Genomic DNA, 16,501 nt, shown 5'->3' with positions numbered 1-16,501 from the left:
ATTATTGTGGTTGATCCAGAACATACGATCCCTTATAATTAAGAACAAATGTTCTACGGAGATGACTTTCATGAGTAAACTTAATGGTAATGGTATATGGGAAGGATCGCGTTTTATACTCCCGGAGCACCGTGAAATGTGGCTATCAAGCCAGTACGAAAGCACACGCCGCCAGCGCCCTACATTGGATGAACAGGAATGGGAACAAATAGGTGACCGGCTGCAGCAGGCTATGCGAGATCGCGAGACAATCACGCTTCAAATGTATGATCCATTTGAGCAGTGTCAGCTCACAGCTCAGGTGATCGATATTGATCCTCAAGGTCGACGCGTCAAACTGCTTCTTGATGGAGAAAAGCAATGGGTGAGTATAGACGACATATTAAATGTACAATAAATAGTTAAAGCCTCGGACCGGGGCTTTACGTATACACACTTATCGCCCGTTATGTAATAATGTATTTATTACGATTATGAGGTGATTATAGTGATGGCAGTGGATTCGATTGCTCAAAAGATGAGAGAATATAAGGACAATCCGGTATCATTAATGGCATATACTCTAGGGTTAATAAATGGGATTGTCATAGAATCAGGAGAAGGGGAGGAAGCGAAAACGCTTGAAACGATAAAAAAGTATATGATGCATACCATATTGTAACTGCTGAGACTTCGCCTGATAAAATATTGAATTAATTACATAATAAAGCCTCGGAATAATTCCGCTGCTCCCTCAATTGTTAGAAAGTCTACAAATTGGGGGAGTTTTAACTTATGATAAATGGGAAGTTGCTTGATGTCTGTTTGCTGTCTACCTATAATTGGATTGAGGATGATCATTAGGAGGAAAAAAAGTGACAAGTGCGTTATATATTTTAATTGGTGCATTTGAAGCGTTTGCGTTATTGGCAGCGACTTTGAACCTGTTTCGATTCAAGGTTAGGTTTTATCTTAAAGACTTCATTGTGATGTCTATTGTACTAGCGTTATCATCATACTTAATAAGGATTGTTTTTGAAGAGCCTTTGTTCGATATACCGCTAACGATGTGTGCAATAATAGTGTTTATGAATTATGTTATTAAAGTAAGGTTGCAATATGCGGTTATTATAACTTTATCAGGTTATGCTTTTTACACCGCTATTCAATCATTGATATTTTTAGTATTGAATATTACGATTAATTTTGAGAGTAGTATGTTGATGGAATCCTCCGGAGTGTATCTTTATTTACTTCAGATAATAACCGCTGGAGGGACGATGCTTATTTCACAATATCTTTATAAAATCGGTCTTGGTTTTCTTTTATCATACATCCTCCGCATAGTTTTCATTCGAAGTTTAGCAAGAAAGAAAACACGGTATTTTATGCGGCAATTGTAACTTTTCTAATATTGACAGCATCAGCGGTATTTTTGCTATCAGGATATGCATGGCTCGTCTACATAATCGTCTTACTAAACTTTTCTATCCTATACTATTTGCTTCATCGAAGGAGCGAACAAGATTGATAGAAAGGGTTTCTAAAGGACTCGCTACATTTTTAAGACGTAACGGTAGTCACGTAAGCCATGAAGTGCTTACTTACGCATTCGCTAATATACTGAATATTTTATTGGTTACAACTTCATCGATCGCTATAGGTTTTATTTCTGGAAGACCAATCGATACCATTGTTTCATTAGTTGCTTTTGCGGTGATTAGGCATTTTTCAGGGGGATTGCATGCGAAGACGATGGATCAATGTTTCATCGTCTCGACCATGATAATCGTTGTACCAGCACACATTGTGCTACCGTCAAGTGCAATCATAGCAATAACTGTGACATGTCTGATGATTTTTATCCTATTTGCACCAAATATCACAGAGGATTTGAACGATGCTAAGGATAATAAGATTCGGAATAAGGTTATCTCAGTTGTATTAGTTGGAATAAACCTTTATGTACAATCATCAACACTAACACTTGTTTACCTAGCACAAGCTTTGTTGATTATTCCATATTCATATTCTAGGAAAGGAGGTTAATATCATGAAAAAACAACTGGTAAAGGTAACATCTAATGTTCTTTCGGTTGCAGCTCATAGTTTTTCAAAGCGGGCAAAGATATTTGCAGGATCTCTGCCGGTACCTAAAGATTTGCGCAAGAAATAAGGTGTCGTTATGGAGTTACTAGGAGTTAGAGTCGAGAATGGGAAACCAGTGGGCGACTTCGATACATTTACTATTGATGACCTTTATTTTGCCGAGGCATTCCAACCGAAGGCCAATCATATTTTGCCGCTTTTTCACACGAGAAAGGGCACATTTACGGTGCTTACAACGTTGGAAGAACATTATGAAGCGTTCTCGAAATATGAGTGTATCAAGCTTATTGATTCAAGAAGATTTGCGAATATAAACAACATTGAATACGCAAGACCCCAGGGCAGGGGGGCGATTGCGTATTTTAAAGATTACCATATTCCGGTGCCTGTATCTCGAGATAGAAAGAAAAATATTCGACATTTAATGACAAAGAGCCTTTAGTGAAAAAGGCTCTTTTTTCATATCCAATATCATGAAAATAATTAAAAGTCAAGGCCAGATCAACCTAGGTTAATCTGGCCTTTTTGTGCGACTTAATTCGACAATAAGATAGTATGGTTATGTGCTATTATTTTTTCACAAGGTGTACACCCTGCAATGAAAAATGCTCCTATCGAAAACATTGGTATAAATTGTATCATGAAAAAAACAATTCATCACATCGAGAAATGATTTTAATATTTCAATTTACATCAGGGAGGGCACATACAATGAGTGAGCAAAACAAAACTTTTAATGTTGATGAAAGTGAACGACAAAAAATGGAGCGAGAAAAGTTTTTTGAATTGTTTAACATTTTCGTTCATGAGGTAAAACATGCTGATCCAGAATTGTTTCCTACATGTTTAGAGATAGAAGAAATGATGAACGATACTTTCAGGGAATCGTACAACGAGAAGGGAGAAAAAGCAGTCTGAGTATTACCCGGCGCGTGCCGATTTCGTGCCGATTCAAAGCAACAACATATAAGAGTGTATGAAAAGTAAAATCCCAAGAAACACGTAATATCAATGTTTTGGTAATACAATGACGCAATATGAAAAGTGGAAATATTCAAATTCGAAATGGAAGGCTCTATTGGCTAAGGATTGCTTCGACAAGGAGCCAATCAGCCTTGTTTCGTTGAAGGAAGATACGTGCCCTTTTTGCCTGATGTACGATGTGCATCAAGCAGAGGGCACGTATTTTTTATAAAGAAGTTTTGTTTTTCGCTCGTTTTCTCCGTGTTTGTCCCATTTTGCTTTTATCCGCATGGTACACCCCGAAATTGGCATACTAATCCTTATGCTGATGTTCAACTTGCTTACAGCGGGTTCGCATCTATGTTATCTCATCACGCAACAGGAGGATTGGAAATGGTTGACCCTATCCAACAGGAGCGAAAAATACGGCATATTTGCCGTAAGCACAGATTCTGTATCATGATGCTAATCGGATGTATGATTTTAAGTGTATTTGCACCAGTTAAGGCAAGTGCCATGTCCGTAGCGACACAAATAGACACACATCATGAGAGTGCGCCAGCTCGCAGAGATCGTGCCTATTATGAAGGACGAGGAGACATTGTGTGGGAAGTGCCGTCTGCTGGCAAGCGGATTGCACTCACTTTTGACGATGGCCCTGATCCAACCCGTACTCCGGTTATCTTAGACCTGTTAAAGCAGTATAATGCCAAGGCTACCTTCTTCGTCGTAGGATGGAGAGTAAAGTCGCACCAAGAATTAGTAAAGCGCACAGTTCGTGAGGGACATGAAATTGCGAATCATACGTACCACCATAAGTATTTTCGCAAAGGGGTAACGAAGGCAGAAATTGAAGAGGAAATCATGAAGGCGCATCGAGTCATTGAAGAGGTGACGGGCACGCCTCCCCAATTATTCCGACCGCCAGGCGGGTATTATAATGAACGGCTTGTAGAAATTGCACGGGAGAAGGGGTACCGCGTTATTTTATGGTCGTGGCATCAAGATACGAAGGATTGGCGTTCACCAGGAGTAGATCGAATTGTCAATAAGGTGCTGGGACATGCAAGAAACGGTGACATCGTACTAATGCACGACTTAGTAGAGGGAAGCACACAGACCATTCAGGCGCTGAAGAAAATACTGCCCGAATTGAAGCGGCGGGGCTATTCATTTGTCACCGTTTCTGAATTAATGGCACATCGGGTCAAAGCAAAAACATCCTGAGCGCGTCTTATAAATACGTTAATCACGACGCGCTTCACTTGAAAAAGCAGGCTGTAAACGAATAAATCTAGTACAGCAACTTACATGTATACCTTTTCAATATGCAGATTGCGGAATTGCGTTAAATCAATGAATTGATTATCAACTTGCACGAGCGGCCGGAAAAATTCAGTATGATGGTTCATGATGATTGTTCCGGTTCGCCCGTCGCTTAGGCGTGCCTGCTTATGAACGAAGTTAGGCAGCATGTGGCGAATGAAGGTATGGACGATTTTGGGATCAAGTCCAGTATAGCTCAACGTATGAAGCTCTTTCAGAACCGTAAATAAATCCTGCTTGCTCCGATAAATTCGTGTGCTTGTCATCGCACTATATATATCTGCAACGGCAATGATGCGAGCAACTGGATGAATCTCAAGATCAGAAGTGCCATAAGGGTAACCGCTTCCATCAATGCGTTCATGATGCTGGAGGGCAGCGACCGCAAGCCATTCATCATCATAAGCAGCACGAATAATCTCATATCCGAGAACAGTATGAGATTTCATTTGTTCGAATTCGGAAAATGTCAGCATCTCTGGTTTGTGTAACAGGTGTCGATCAATTTGGGACTTGCCGATATCATGCAAAAATCCAGCCTTGCAAATGCGAATCGCTTCTTCTTCCCCGTAATGCATCCACTTCGCAATATAGTAGGACAGCATGCCGACTTGCACGGAATGCTGATACGTATAATCATCCTTTGAGTCCAGCAGAAGCAAGAGGGAGACAACATCATGCTGCTTCTCCATCTGTTGAATAAGCGGTGTGATGGATTCTTGAACAAGCTCATCTTGCACAAATCCATGTTGGACGACATCTTGAAATATTTTCTCGACATTGTGAATTGCCGTATTATAGCTGTTCTGCATCCCTTGATGGGCACTGTGATAGGTTTGCTGCCCTTCATTCGTAGAATAAGGGGACTCTACTGCAGGTTCTGTGCATGCTCTGCCCTCGATATTGATCATTTCCAAATGATGACGAATGAGAAGAGCAATGTCCCGCTGCTTCATGACGGTTCCTGCAGACAGCACCAACAGACCATTATCATTGAAAATATCCTTCGAGAGAATGTCCCCTTCTTGAATTTCTGTGACATGTATCCGCACGAAATGTCACACCTTTCTAGTCATATTGACCTACATGTATCTTTTATCATACCAAAGTCTGACAAAAGATAACAATAACATTTTCCAGAATATTGTGAAAAATTGGTGCTGAAATTCATCCGCTGCTCGTATACAAAGAACAAGATACTTTGTCCGATTTCGGAGTGCTCGCATTAGATGAACTCGAGTAACTTCGTATGAGGAGGAAAAGAGGGATTTATCCATGTTCTATGTCATCGTTGCAGTTGTTCTTGGCATTGTTGAAGGATTAACTGAATTCATACCTGTATCCTCGACAGGCCATATGATATTAACAACGAAGCTAATGGGGATTGAGGAGCAGGCTAGCTGGCTTAAAACGTTCGAGATCGTCATTCAGCTAGGCGCGACACTGGCCATGATGGTCGTATATTGGGATCGGATCATGGGGATGTTGGGCTTGCGCAAACGAACCGTTCAGCAAGGGAATGTCGTCTGTCAACGATTGAATCTGCTCCATGTCGCCATTGGAATAGCTCCCGCGTTAGGTGTGGCCTACCTAGCAAAAGATCATATTAAGCAGTTGTTTGACAGCACCTCAACGGTATTGTTGGCGCTTGTCGTCGGAGGCGCATTTATGTGGTTCGCGGAATGGTACGGTTCTCGCAGAGAGCCATCAGCGAAGACGATGGATGATATTAGCTATAAGCAAGCCTTTTCTATTGGTTTGTTTCAAATTCTGTCTGTGTTGTGGCCAGGCTTCTCCCGCTCAGGATCTACGATGTCGGGAGGTATGATGAGCGGCGTTAGCTACCGAGCTTCTGCGGATTTTTCCTTTCTCATCGCGATCCCGATTATGTGTGCAGCGAGTGGATATGAGCTGCTTGACAATTATAAGATGTTTACCCTCGATATTCTCGCTTTTTTGTGCTCGGTTTTTAGTATCTTTTGTGGTAGCCTATGTAATTGTTGTTGTCTTCCTCAAGCATATTCAGCGGATTAAACTTCGCCATTTCGCAATTTATCGCTTCGTTTTGGCAGCGTTATTCTGGTACTTCATCATGTAGCTGCTGTTCCTGATTGACAGGGGCAGGACATTTTGAAAATTTCATTTTGGGAAAATTCAGAAGTATGCAAAAGATGTATACTTTTATTCATCCGAGATCCATGGATAATAGCGGAGATCGCCAGCGAATTCTGCCAATTTCCCAACTTAGATAAAGGAATGTATGGCAGTGACTCGCTAGTCTAGCGAGAATTTGATATGATTAATTCGATGCATTTTAAGTGAATGTAAATATCATAACTTCAGGGGTTGACTCTGCTTGCGATGGGTACCTATACAAGCGTGCCGAGCTGGCATGCGATTAGCAAAAGAAATATATAATGAAGAAGGTCTTGTGCTGCTCAAGGAGCAAGTCGAGCTTAGTACTGCGTATATTCAGCGCTTGGAAGCGATGGGCGTCTCCTATGTGTACGTGGAAGATGCGCGGACAGAAGGTATTCATGCACCGAATGTGTTGAGCGGGGATACGAGAAAACTTGCCAACGCGACGATTCGCAAGCAATTCAAACGATTGATTGAAGAAGCAATGACGCGTAAGCGTTCAGCTTCGCACACGACACTGAAGCGGGAGTTTTTTGAGGTGTTGGATGCCATAATAGGCGATTTGTATGGTCACCATAAAGCGATGGTTATGCTGAATGATATGCAGACGACAGATCATTATTTGTTTCGACATTCCCTGAACGTGTGTGTTTATACGACTTTGCTAGGGCTTCATCATGGGTATCCTCGAAATGAACTTCGGACATTGAGCATGGGTGCGCTCCTTCACGACATCGGCAAAACGCAAATTAATCTGAACATATTGAACAAGCCAGGTTCATTATCGAATGATGAGTTTGCACAGATGAAGAAGCATACAGAGATTGGATACTACATGTTGAAAAATGAGCCGAATATTCCGCTGCTGGCGGCTCATTGTGCTTACCAGCACCATGAGCGATTGAACGGTTCCGGATATCCACGCGGCATCAAATCGCCGGATATTCATGAATATGCGAAATGGGTTGGAATTACAGATTCTTATGATGCCTTGACAACGCATCGTGTGTATCGTAAAGCGATGCTTCCTCATGAGGCGCTGGAAATTCTTTATACCGGTTCAGGAACGCAATATGAGCAGCGTATGCTGGAGCTGTTTCGAGACCGTATGGCTGTTTATCCGATAGGGATGTCGATTCATTTGAATACAGGTGAGTCAGGTGTTATTGCCCGCATACATGCTGAATACCCACAGCGTCCTGTTGTAAGAATACTGTACGATGCTGAAGGCAATCCATTGAAGATCCCCCATGAAATTGATCTATCCAAGAAACTTCACGTTATGATCGTGGGCTATCACGCAACCGATTAAGCGCTTTGCGAACATCATATGCCGCGATGCTATTTAAGCTATTATTCATTATTATCATCCCTTCATTCAGTCTACTAGCGAGCAGGAGGTTCGTCACGTGAGGGAAGCAGCCAGACAAGGTTGGTTGTGGCATTGGGGAAAGTGGATTTATCGATGGCGTCATGCAGTATGGATCATCTGGACGATTTTGTTTGCATTGACCTCCATACTGGCCGTACAAGTGCCTTCCATGCTCAAGAATAATGGATTCACGCCGACTAGCAGTGAATCTTATACAGGTTATGAACTGTTGCGAGATGAGCTTGGCATCTCTTCCACGACGATGGATATTGTCTATGAGAGCAGGGACAGCAGCTCCTTGTCCACGAAAGATTCCATCCAGCAAATTGAGCGCTCACTTGCAGATCTGAAGCGGAATCCGGCCGTCGGAAACATTCAACTTCGGACACAGGATCAAACGGGCAAGCGGAGCGATGTTATTGCAGCTCATGTCCGTATCAATATGGACACAGATGAGGCGCTTGATCGATATCCCGATCTTCGCAAGCTTATAACGGATATTCCGATCGCTAAGGCCTATGTGACAGGCACTACGTCGGTCTACTATGATATTCAGACAGCGAGCAAGAACGATATTGTAAAGTCTGAACTGATCGGGCTTCCTATTGCGCTGCTCGTCCTTTTGTTCGTATTTGGAACATGGCTTGCAGGAGTGCTGCCGCTTATAATTGGGCTTTTTAGTGTTACGACGACACTGGGGATTATCTATGGAATTGCCCAAATTACTGACACGCTCAGTAACTTTTTGCCGAATATGGTGTCTATGCTGGGTCTAGCCGTTGGCATCGATTATGCGTTGTTTATCGTAAGCCGATTCCGTGAGGAGCTTGCCAAGCAATCTTCTGTGGAGCATGCGATTGCGATGACCGCGCAAACTGCGGGCCAGTCGATTGTATTTTCGGGCGTTGCGGTGCTGATTGGATTAATTGCGATGCTTTTTATTGATTTATCTCTATTTCGTTCGCTGTGCATTGGCGGTGTCATTGTGGTCATGATGTCGGTTACAGCGGGAAATACACTTTTACTGTCACTATTGAGTCTACTTGGCCATAGGGTGAATCAATTCCCAGTCATTCCTGCACGATGGAGACGCGGCAAAAAGGCAGAGGGCAGTGAATTGTGGAGCCGCATTGCATATGGGGTTATGAGGCATCCTGTATTGATTGTGCTGCTGCTCACTGCAATCCTGGCTGCTTGTGCTTGGCCAATCGGCAGCATGAAGATTGGGATACCAGATGCAGAGATGCTTCCGCCCAAGTATGAATCACGCTATGGTGCGGAATTGATGAAGGAAGCCTATGATGAGCAGGCATTGAATCCAATTCAGATCGTCGTGCAGACGGACAAGCCCTATTTTTCTGTGGATGCAATTCGATCGATAGAAGGTTTTTCGACCCGCATTCAAAACCTAGATGGCGTACAGCGGGTCGACAGCTATGTGAGTGCATTGGCGCAATTGAATATACAGGGAGCTGAAGCGCAGGCTGCTGCGTTGTCTCATCCAGAGCTGCGCAGCCAGATGGAGTTGAAGCTGCCGCTTCGTGACAAGATGCTGGTTATCCAAGTCATTCCGAAGCCTCACACGAAGGGCGACGCTGCGTTCCAGTTAGTGGACGAGCTGCGTCAAATTGAATCTGGTTCGGGACTGAAGGGGAAGTATGTAACCGGCGGCCCGGCAGTTCAACGGGATATCATAGAACGAATAACAGCTGCACTGCCGTTCGTAATCGCGTTTATTCTTGTCGTGACGTATGTGGTTCTCTTTGTCGCGTTTCGATCGATTCTTCTGCCACTGAAGGCGGTTATGATGAACATGCTGAGCTTGGGAGCAAGCCTTGGCATCGTCGTTCTTGTCTTCCAGCACGGTCATTTGGCTGACCTTTTGCAGGTCACCTCAACAGGTATGGTGGTGGCGATGCTTCCCATCATCATTTTTTGTGTCGTCTTCGGCATATCTATGGATTATGAGGTGTTTCTGTTGTCCCGAATTGCTGAGGAGTATGATCGCACGAAGGACAATGAACACAGTACCGCACAAGGGTTGATGAAGACAGGAAGTATTATTACAAGTGCGGCCTTCATTTTGATTGTTGTTGTAGGTGCTTTTATTTTCACCGATAATGAGATGATGAAGGCTATCGGGCTTGGACTTGCGGTATCGGTATTTTTGGATGCGACGCTTATTCGGGTGCTGCTTGTTCCTGCATTTATGAAGCTGATGGGCCGTGCCAATTGGTGGGCGCCAAGAATGTTTCGACGCAAGGATCGGCGAAGTATGCTATAAATATGTAAGCAATTATTTTTTCAACGAAGGCTGAAAGCAGGCAACTAGAAAGTTAGGTGGAATGAATCATGAATCAATTGCAAGCGGAGAAGATAGTGAACACGAAGCAAGGAGGGACAGCAGGGCTAAGAACAATTAGTCCAGCCTACGATCCATGGGATCCGATTCGTTCTTTGCAGCAATATGGCCGTCATGTATTGACAAGTGTGGAGATGACTGTGGCGCAGGCGTGCAATATGCGCTGTGAACACTGTGCGGTTGGATACACACTGGTCGCAAATGAGCCTCCCAAGCTGTCGCTTGATCTGATGCTGCAGCGTCTCGAAGAGGTCGAGCATTTGGAGACGATAAGTATAACCGGCGGTGAGCCGATGTTCCATGAGAAGACGGTTAAGGAGTATATCGTTCCCCTGTTGCGATATGCGCGCGAGCGCGGGGTACGTTCCCAGATCAACTCCAACTTGACGATGGACATGCGCAGATACGAAATGGTAGCACCTTACTTGGATGTCATGCATATTTCGTTCAACTATACATGTATGGAGGATTTCCATGCGGTTGGATTCACGCATAGCAGCCATGAGGTGAAGTCCGGTGCGGCAGGCCGACTGTATGAGCGCATGATTGAAAATACACGCAAGTTGAGTGAAGCAGGCATGTATATTTCCGCTGAATCCATGGTCAATTATCGGACACACGACAAGCTGAGTGAAATTCATCGTCTCATCGATGAAATGGGATGCAAGCGCCATGAGGTTCATCCGATGTACCCGAGCTCCTTTGCGGAGAACTTGCCTGTGCTTCCAATTGAGCAGTTGCGCGCAGCTATTCATAAGCTGTTGGATACTCGCAATAAAGAGATGTGGATGCTGTTCGGCACGCTGCCTTTCTTCTCCTGCAATAGGAATGAAGAGGATCAGGCATTGCTGCAACGTCTTCATAAAGAACCAATGGTGACCGTTCGCAACGACCCGGATGGCCGTAACCGATTGAATGTCAACTTGTTTAGCGGGGATATCTATGTAACGGACTTCGCGGATATTCCAGCGTTCGGCAGCATCTATTCCGGCAAGCTCGATGACACATTCAATGCTTGGCTGAATGAACATCCGCTTTCCAGAACGGTGGATTGCCACTGTCCGCAGGCTTCCTGCTGCGGGCCGAATTTGCTCGTTGCCGATATGTATTATCGGGGAGTGAACTTCAAGGAGCGGACGGCTGTGCTGTCCTAGATCATTCATGAAGAGGCGGGTGGGTTGTTACCCACCCGCTGCTCTTAACGGGATTGCTGCTTCAAATGATCAGCAATTAATTTCCCATGATAGCGGCCAGACTCAATGAATATCTCGTTGGCATCTCGCCCTGATGAGATAACCCCAGCTACATATAATCCAGGCACATTCGTCTCCATTGTCTCCGGATTGAATACGGGCTTTTCGCGGTCGGTTTGCAGCTCAATTCCGCTTGCAGTCAGCATCGTACGATCCGGTCTGAATCCGGTCAAGGCGAGAACGAAGTCGCTTGCGATGACTTCCGTGCCCCCCTCATTATGCTCAATATGTACCCGATCTGGTTCGATTCGAACGACTCGGGAATGATATTTCATTCCAATGACTCCCTTTGCGATCATGCTGTCAAAGATCGGACGAACCCAAGGTTTGATATGAGCAGTTAACTCATCACCGCGGTAGACAACCGTAACTTTAGCTCCGACTCGCATTAACTCAAGTGCAGCATCAACAGCTGAATTGTTTCCGCCAATAATCACGACATTTATGCCCGCATAAGGATGGGCTTCTTGGAAATAGTGAGATACGTGCGGCAGGGACTCTCCCGGGATGCCAAGCATGTTCGGATGATCAAAATAACCTGTAGCGATGACTACATAACGCGCACGATGTGTGATGGATGAGCCGCTGCGTGCTGTAGAATGAATTGTAAACGTTCCGTCTTCTTCTTTATGAATAAACTTTACCTCTTCATAAGAACGAATACGGAGCTGGTATCGTTCTGCTACCTTGCGGTAATAGACGAGTGCTTCATCTCGGTATGGTTTGTCGTGTGGGCTGGCAAATGGCATGCCGCCGATTTCGAGCATTTCCGGCGTACTGAAAAATTGCAGATGGGTAGGATACCGATATATTGAGTTCACGAGACAGTGCTTCTCAATGATGAGCGGATTCATACCAATCCGTTGTAATTCTATAGCAGCAGATAGTCCGCATGGACCTGCTCCGATAATGATCGCCTGTTCCAATTGATTCGCCTCCGTATGACAAGTTGTTTGCTGTGCAATTCGATAATCTAGTCTCTAGTATATTCCACATACTTATCATATCGAACGGGAATGAAATTGGCTATCCTCATCCTTACATATGGATTACAAAACATTTACAATATTGCTAATGAATCATGGATTGATGTTGTGTACAATGATGTATAGTCTGTGCAATGACAACTATAGAATTGGAGGGAAAGGAATGACTACTTCTGATGTATCTCGTTCCACTGGCACGTTGAAGCGCCCGGAGGCAATGATTTTTGATATGGATGGTACGTTGTTCAAGACGGAGACGCTGTTGATTCCAGCGTATCATCGTACGTTTGATCAGCTTCGAAATGAGGGCTTATTCGAAGGGACAACCCCGCCGGAGGAGCGCATATTAAGCTCTCTTGGCATGCTGCTTGCAGATATATGGAAGCGAGTAATGCCGGAGTCCAGCGAGGAAGCAAGACTGCGTGCGGATGATCTGCTGCTCGAATATGAACTGAAAGGCTTGCAGGAAGGGGAAACGGAACTGTATCCGCAGGTTAAGGAAACACTTGCCAATTTGCGCGAATCTGGTGTAAAGTTGTTTGTAGCCAGCAATGGATTGGAAGAATATGTGCAAGGTGTGTCCGATGCGCACGGATTGACTGAACTGTTCACGGAGCTGTATAGTGCCGGAGGGCGCCAGACTTCGACGAAGGTGGAGCTTGTAGAGCTTCTGTTGAAGGAACACGGCATTTCCTCGGCGTGGATGGTTGGTGATCGCTCTTCGGACGTGGAGGCCGGCAAAGAAAATGGACAAACGGTTATCGGTTGTCAGTATGCTGGTTTCGGTGCGGATGAGGAATTGAAGGGTTCGGACGTTCTGATCCATAACTTCGATGAGCTGCTGGATTTGTATGCTTCATCGCTATAATAACAATCTTGAAGGGAAGACAGTAATGAAGAAGTAACGTCGAATTGTATCGTGGTGGGCCAGGCCGCCTCCATTGCTTCTAGTAGTTGAAACAAATGCGTACGCGCGTAACTACTTAAACAATATGGAGGCTGATTCGAATGAGTAAACCTGAAATGAATGTTGCTATTGTGTGTGGACCGGATTGTGATATGGAGACACAAGCGCTTCGAGCTACTTTGGAGTACTTTGGAGCTCGGGTATTCATGTATTGGGTGGGAAGACCAAACGATTTTACTGACGTTCTGTCTGGCAAGGATTTGTTCCCCGACACCGATCTTGTCATCTTAAATTTCCATGGCGACGAGGGCCGCTTCGTGATGCCTGAGATTGGAGACGATGTGTATGATGACGGGGAGCCGCGCGGCGATTTCGGCAGGGAGGAAGTTCGGAAATTCGCCAAGCTCGATGGCCGGACAGTAATCGCCAACGGCTGTGATCTGGGCTATAAGGAAATGGCCGAGGCATTCTTGGACAGTGGCTGCCAAACGTATATTGCACCTAACGATTATCCATACGGGAACAGTACGTTAATGTTTGTTACCCGTTTCTGTTATGAGCTGATCCAGAACCAACGAAGCATTCAGCAGGCTTATGATCTCGCTCGTGCCGCTGACGAGGATACTTTGATGTATCAACTGTATACGAAGTAAGGAAAGCCGACACCGCATTGATTTGCGGTGTCGGTTTTTTTGTGTATGGAAAATATAGGATTGACTCCTAGTTGCATCAGGAATAGAATTAATGGAAATTTAGGAGGTATTTATATGCTTAAGCCAAAGCGACTGAAACGAGGCTCTAAAATTGCAATCATTTCCCCTTCGAGCGGCCTTCCTTACTTATTTCCGGATACCTATGAGCTTGGTCTGCGCAATTTACGTGAACTGTTCGGTCTTGAAATTATAGAAATGCCGACTGCTAGAATGGAGCCGGCGGAGCTGTATCGCCACCCTGAGCTGCGCGCGCAGGATATGAATGAAGCCTTTGCTGATCCGAGCATTCACGGCATTATTTGTTCCATTGGAGGATATGAATCGATTCGGATCTTGCCCTTTTTGGATATTGAACGGATCAAAAATAATCCGAAAATGATCATGGGCTTTTCGGATGCGACAACCTTTTTATCTTATTTGAATCAGCTTGGCATGATCACTTTTTATGGTCCTTCGATATTGGCAGGAATCGCGCAGCTGAAGCATTTGCCCGATGCGTATACCGCTCATCTTGATGCACTATTGTTTTCAAATGATTATCCATATGCCTATGCGCCATACATGAAATGGACGAATGGATATCAGGATTGGGGCAACCTTGATACGCTAGGTCAATGCCAGGAGTTCATCTCGAATGAGAAGGGGTGGATTTTTCTGCAAGGGGAAGCCGTCCAACAAGGGGATTTATGGGGCGGATGTATTGAGGTATTGGAGTTTATGAAGTCGACTCCATATTGGCCGGAAGCTTCGTTCTGGGCGAATAAAATTCTCTTTTTTGAAACCTCAGAAGAGAAACCGTCGCCAATGCAAGTTGGCTACATGCTGCGCAATTACGGGATGCAGGGTGTATACGCGAAGGCAAAGGGGCTGATTTTTGGCCGGGCGAAGGACTACAGTGAGGAAGAGACGCGGCGGCTGTATGATCTTATTGTCGACATCGTCAAAGGGGAGTTCGGCGCCGGGGAATTGCCGATTGTGGTCAATTTTGACTTCGGTCATACAGATCCGAAGCTTATACTGCCGCTCGGTGGTCAAGTTGAGCTGCGACCAAGTACGAATGAAGTTGTGTTACTTGAAAGTCCATTTAAGGACTAACTGTAAAAGGAAGCACCACCGTGTCCGCATTGCGAGGATTACGGTGGTGTCTTGCAGAACTTGAATCGATAAGCTGTTTACCGTCGTCACGATTGCGGTCTAGGCACTTGAATCTATTTACTCTGAAGTTGAAGGATCGGTTTCTTCTACGATTGATATTGTCACATCCCCATGACGCTTGCCTTTTTGGCGATGCAGCCAGGCTGCGTATTCAATTGGCCGGGAGATAGCGGCCCGATACGTCTCCCGATCTCCAATCCGACTGAATACTTCTCGTGCAGGTTTTGGGTTCACCTCAAGCAGCCATATGTGGCCCTTGCGATCAATGGCGAGATCCAGCGCCAATTCACATAGAGCGCCATATTTTCTTCAAGATATTGAGCAATTTCAAGGCTGATTCTTTCTGCTTCTTCCTTCACTTCGGCAATGCGCTGCTCGTCACCAATCCATTTTTTAAGCAGCTCATCCATACGTACAGCTTTCCCGCCTCCGTGGAGATTCGAAGTGATGCTCCGATTGGCCCCCACTCTACCCGCACAGCCGGTCACTTCCCACTTCCCGTTACCGTTCTTCTGCACGAGCATGCGATAATCGTGTACGCGCCCATTCGACAGCTTCAAGGATATCCCTTGCTGCACCAAGTAACGATCTACGGCTCTCCATGCAGCCAGCTTCGTGGCCAGTTGGTTAAGCGTCAGTTTCTGTGGCTGTATAATTCGCCGTTGATGATCGCGGCCTTGAACGAATACGGTGGAGGGACTGCTCAGCGAACGTTCAATACGCAGGATGCCCCTTCCTCCAGTCCCGTTGATAGGTTTTAGGTAAATTAGGGAGTTTGTGCGCAGCATGCTTTGCAAGTCTTGAATTGAACGGTATAAGCGAGTGCTGGGGAGGTGTGGCTTAATGGAAGCTACCCCTGATAAGACTTGATGGATCGTCCACTTGTTGCGTAAAGGGCGATTCAAGAACAGAAGATGTTTGTATTTGTTGCGGAAGCGGCAAAGCTGCTTAAAGCGATAGCTATTTTGGATGCGGCACCTGTCGAATATCATGTGGGGAAATCGAGTCCATTTTCGAGTCCAGCGTCCTGTCTCTGGATTGTAGCACATCGCGTTGATGCGGCGCTGCTGTTCATCAACATCCTGTGGAGTGAACACATATACCTCGAGCCCCACTTTTTTGCCAGCTGCAATCATCTTCTGATACACGGGCCGTTCTTCGAGCTGACGCCGTTCATTCAAATACAATGTCAATATACCAAGTGTAGGTTGACTCAAGCGTACTCACCTTTCTTCCT

The 16,501-nt window shown here is 45.1% G+C and carries 16 protein-coding genes and 2 pseudogenes; 15 read left to right on the top strand and 3 right to left on the bottom strand.

Going from position 1 to position 16,501, the window contains the following annotated elements; genetic code table 11:
* Positions 1-70 precede the first annotated feature (70 nt).
* The 8 genes from PAV_RS28265 to PAV_RS28240 all read left to right on the top strand — a co-directional run bounded on the left by PAV_RS28265 (position 71) and on the right by PAV_RS28240 (position 4,278).
* Positions 71-397 (top strand): YolD-like family protein, encoded by a 327-nt coding sequence (locus PAV_RS28265; RefSeq protein WP_005551733.1) that lies wholly within the window; start codon positions 71-73, stop codon positions 395-397.
* Positions 398-490: 93 nt separating this feature from the next.
* Positions 491-661: a hypothetical protein gene (locus tag PAV_RS35015; protein WP_005551730.1), complete on the top strand. Its 171-nt coding sequence runs from the start codon at positions 491-493 to the stop codon at positions 659-661.
* A 193-nt stretch (positions 662-854) separates the two neighbouring features.
* Positions 855-1,382 carry a hypothetical protein gene (locus PAV_RS28260; protein WP_005551729.1) on the top strand — a complete coding sequence of 176 codons (528 nt, stop codon included), beginning with the start codon at positions 855-857 and terminating at the stop codon, positions 1,380-1,382.
* A gap of 124 nt (positions 1,383-1,506) precedes the next feature.
* Positions 1,507-2,028 carry an accessory gene regulator B family protein gene (locus PAV_RS28255; protein ID WP_005551728.1) on the top strand — a complete coding sequence of 174 codons (522 nt, stop codon included), beginning with the start codon at positions 1,507-1,509 and terminating at the stop codon, positions 2,026-2,028.
* 4 nt (positions 2,029-2,032) lie between these two features.
* A complete protein-coding gene (locus tag PAV_RS37070; protein WP_005551727.1) occupies positions 2,033-2,155 on the top strand; it encodes a hypothetical protein in 123 nt (40 codons plus the stop codon).
* A gap of 9 nt (positions 2,156-2,164) precedes the next feature.
* Positions 2,165-2,530, top strand: a complete 366-nt coding sequence (locus PAV_RS32850) for a LytTR family DNA-binding domain-containing protein (RefSeq protein WP_005551726.1) — start codon at positions 2,165-2,167, stop codon at positions 2,528-2,530.
* Positions 2,531-2,799: 269 nt separating this feature from the next.
* The gene (locus PAV_RS28245) at positions 2,800-3,006 is read left to right on the top strand and encodes a hypothetical protein (RefSeq protein ID WP_005551724.1); all 207 of its coding nucleotides are present in this window, start codon (positions 2,800-2,802) and stop codon (positions 3,004-3,006) included.
* 438 nt (positions 3,007-3,444) lie between these two features.
* Entirely contained in the window at positions 3,445-4,278 is an 834-nt protein-coding gene (locus PAV_RS28240) for a polysaccharide deacetylase family protein (protein WP_005551723.1), read from the top strand.
* A gap of 80 nt (positions 4,279-4,358) precedes the next feature.
* Here the strand turns inward: PAV_RS28240 and PAV_RS28235 are convergent, their stop codons facing one another.
* Positions 4,359-5,429: an HD-GYP domain-containing protein gene (locus PAV_RS28235; RefSeq protein ID WP_005551721.1), complete on the bottom strand. Its 1,071-nt coding sequence runs from the start codon at positions 5,427-5,429 to the stop codon at positions 4,359-4,361.
* A 223-nt stretch (positions 5,430-5,652) separates the two neighbouring features.
* On the opposite strand from PAV_RS28235, the pseudogene PAV_RS28230 reads away from it, so the two are divergent.
* The 4 genes and pseudogenes from PAV_RS28230 to yfkAB all read left to right on the top strand — a co-directional run bounded on the left by PAV_RS28230 (position 5,653) and on the right by yfkAB (position 11,404).
* A pseudogene (locus PAV_RS28230) lies at positions 5,653-6,475 on the top strand (undecaprenyl-diphosphate phosphatase).
* Between the two features lie 258 nt (positions 6,476-6,733).
* The gene (locus tag PAV_RS28225) at positions 6,734-7,828 is read left to right on the top strand and encodes an HD-GYP domain-containing protein (RefSeq protein ID WP_040737116.1); all 1,095 of its coding nucleotides are present in this window, start codon (positions 6,734-6,736) and stop codon (positions 7,826-7,828) included.
* Between the two features lie 97 nt (positions 7,829-7,925).
* Positions 7,926-10,172, top strand: coding sequence for an MMPL family transporter (locus PAV_RS28220; protein WP_005551718.1), 2,247 nt, complete (start codon positions 7,926-7,928; stop codon positions 10,170-10,172).
* Between the two features lie 68 nt (positions 10,173-10,240).
* Positions 10,241-11,404: a radical SAM/CxCxxxxC motif protein YfkAB gene (yfkAB, locus tag PAV_RS28215; protein WP_005551717.1), complete on the top strand. Its 1,164-nt coding sequence runs from the start codon at positions 10,241-10,243 to the stop codon at positions 11,402-11,404.
* A 44-nt stretch (positions 11,405-11,448) separates the two neighbouring features.
* Here yfkAB and PAV_RS28210 read toward each other — a convergent pair whose 3' ends face one another.
* The gene (locus tag PAV_RS28210; protein ID WP_005551716.1) at positions 11,449-12,429 is read right to left on the bottom strand and encodes a YpdA family putative bacillithiol disulfide reductase; all 981 of its coding nucleotides are present in this window, start codon (positions 12,427-12,429) and stop codon (positions 11,449-11,451) included.
* 223 nt (positions 12,430-12,652) lie between these two features.
* On the opposite strand from PAV_RS28210, the gene PAV_RS28205 reads away from it, so the two are divergent.
* The 3 genes from PAV_RS28205 to PAV_RS28195 all read left to right on the top strand — a co-directional run bounded on the left by PAV_RS28205 (position 12,653) and on the right by PAV_RS28195 (position 15,204).
* Positions 12,653-13,357 carry an HAD family hydrolase gene (locus PAV_RS28205; protein WP_005551714.1) on the top strand — a complete coding sequence of 235 codons (705 nt, stop codon included), beginning with the start codon at positions 12,653-12,655 and terminating at the stop codon, positions 13,355-13,357.
* Positions 13,358-13,497: 140 nt separating this feature from the next.
* Entirely contained in the window at positions 13,498-14,049 is a 552-nt protein-coding gene (locus tag PAV_RS28200; RefSeq protein WP_005551712.1) for a hypothetical protein, read from the top strand.
* Positions 14,050-14,163: 114 nt separating this feature from the next.
* Positions 14,164-15,204, top strand: a complete 1,041-nt coding sequence (locus tag PAV_RS28195) for a S66 family peptidase (RefSeq protein ID WP_005551711.1) — start codon at positions 14,164-14,166, stop codon at positions 15,202-15,204.
* A 117-nt stretch (positions 15,205-15,321) separates the two neighbouring features.
* On the opposite strand, the pseudogene PAV_RS28190 reads toward PAV_RS28195, so the two are convergent.
* Positions 15,322-16,481: pseudogene (locus tag PAV_RS28190) on the bottom strand (YheC/YheD family endospore coat-associated protein).
* Between the last annotated feature and the right edge of the window lie 20 nt (positions 16,482-16,501).

Source organism: Paenibacillus alvei DSM 29, assembly GCF_000293805.1.
Lineage (GTDB): Bacteria > Bacillota > Bacilli > Paenibacillales > Paenibacillaceae > Paenibacillus_B > Paenibacillus_B alvei.
This window is presented reverse-complemented; position numbering and strand designations above follow the sequence as displayed.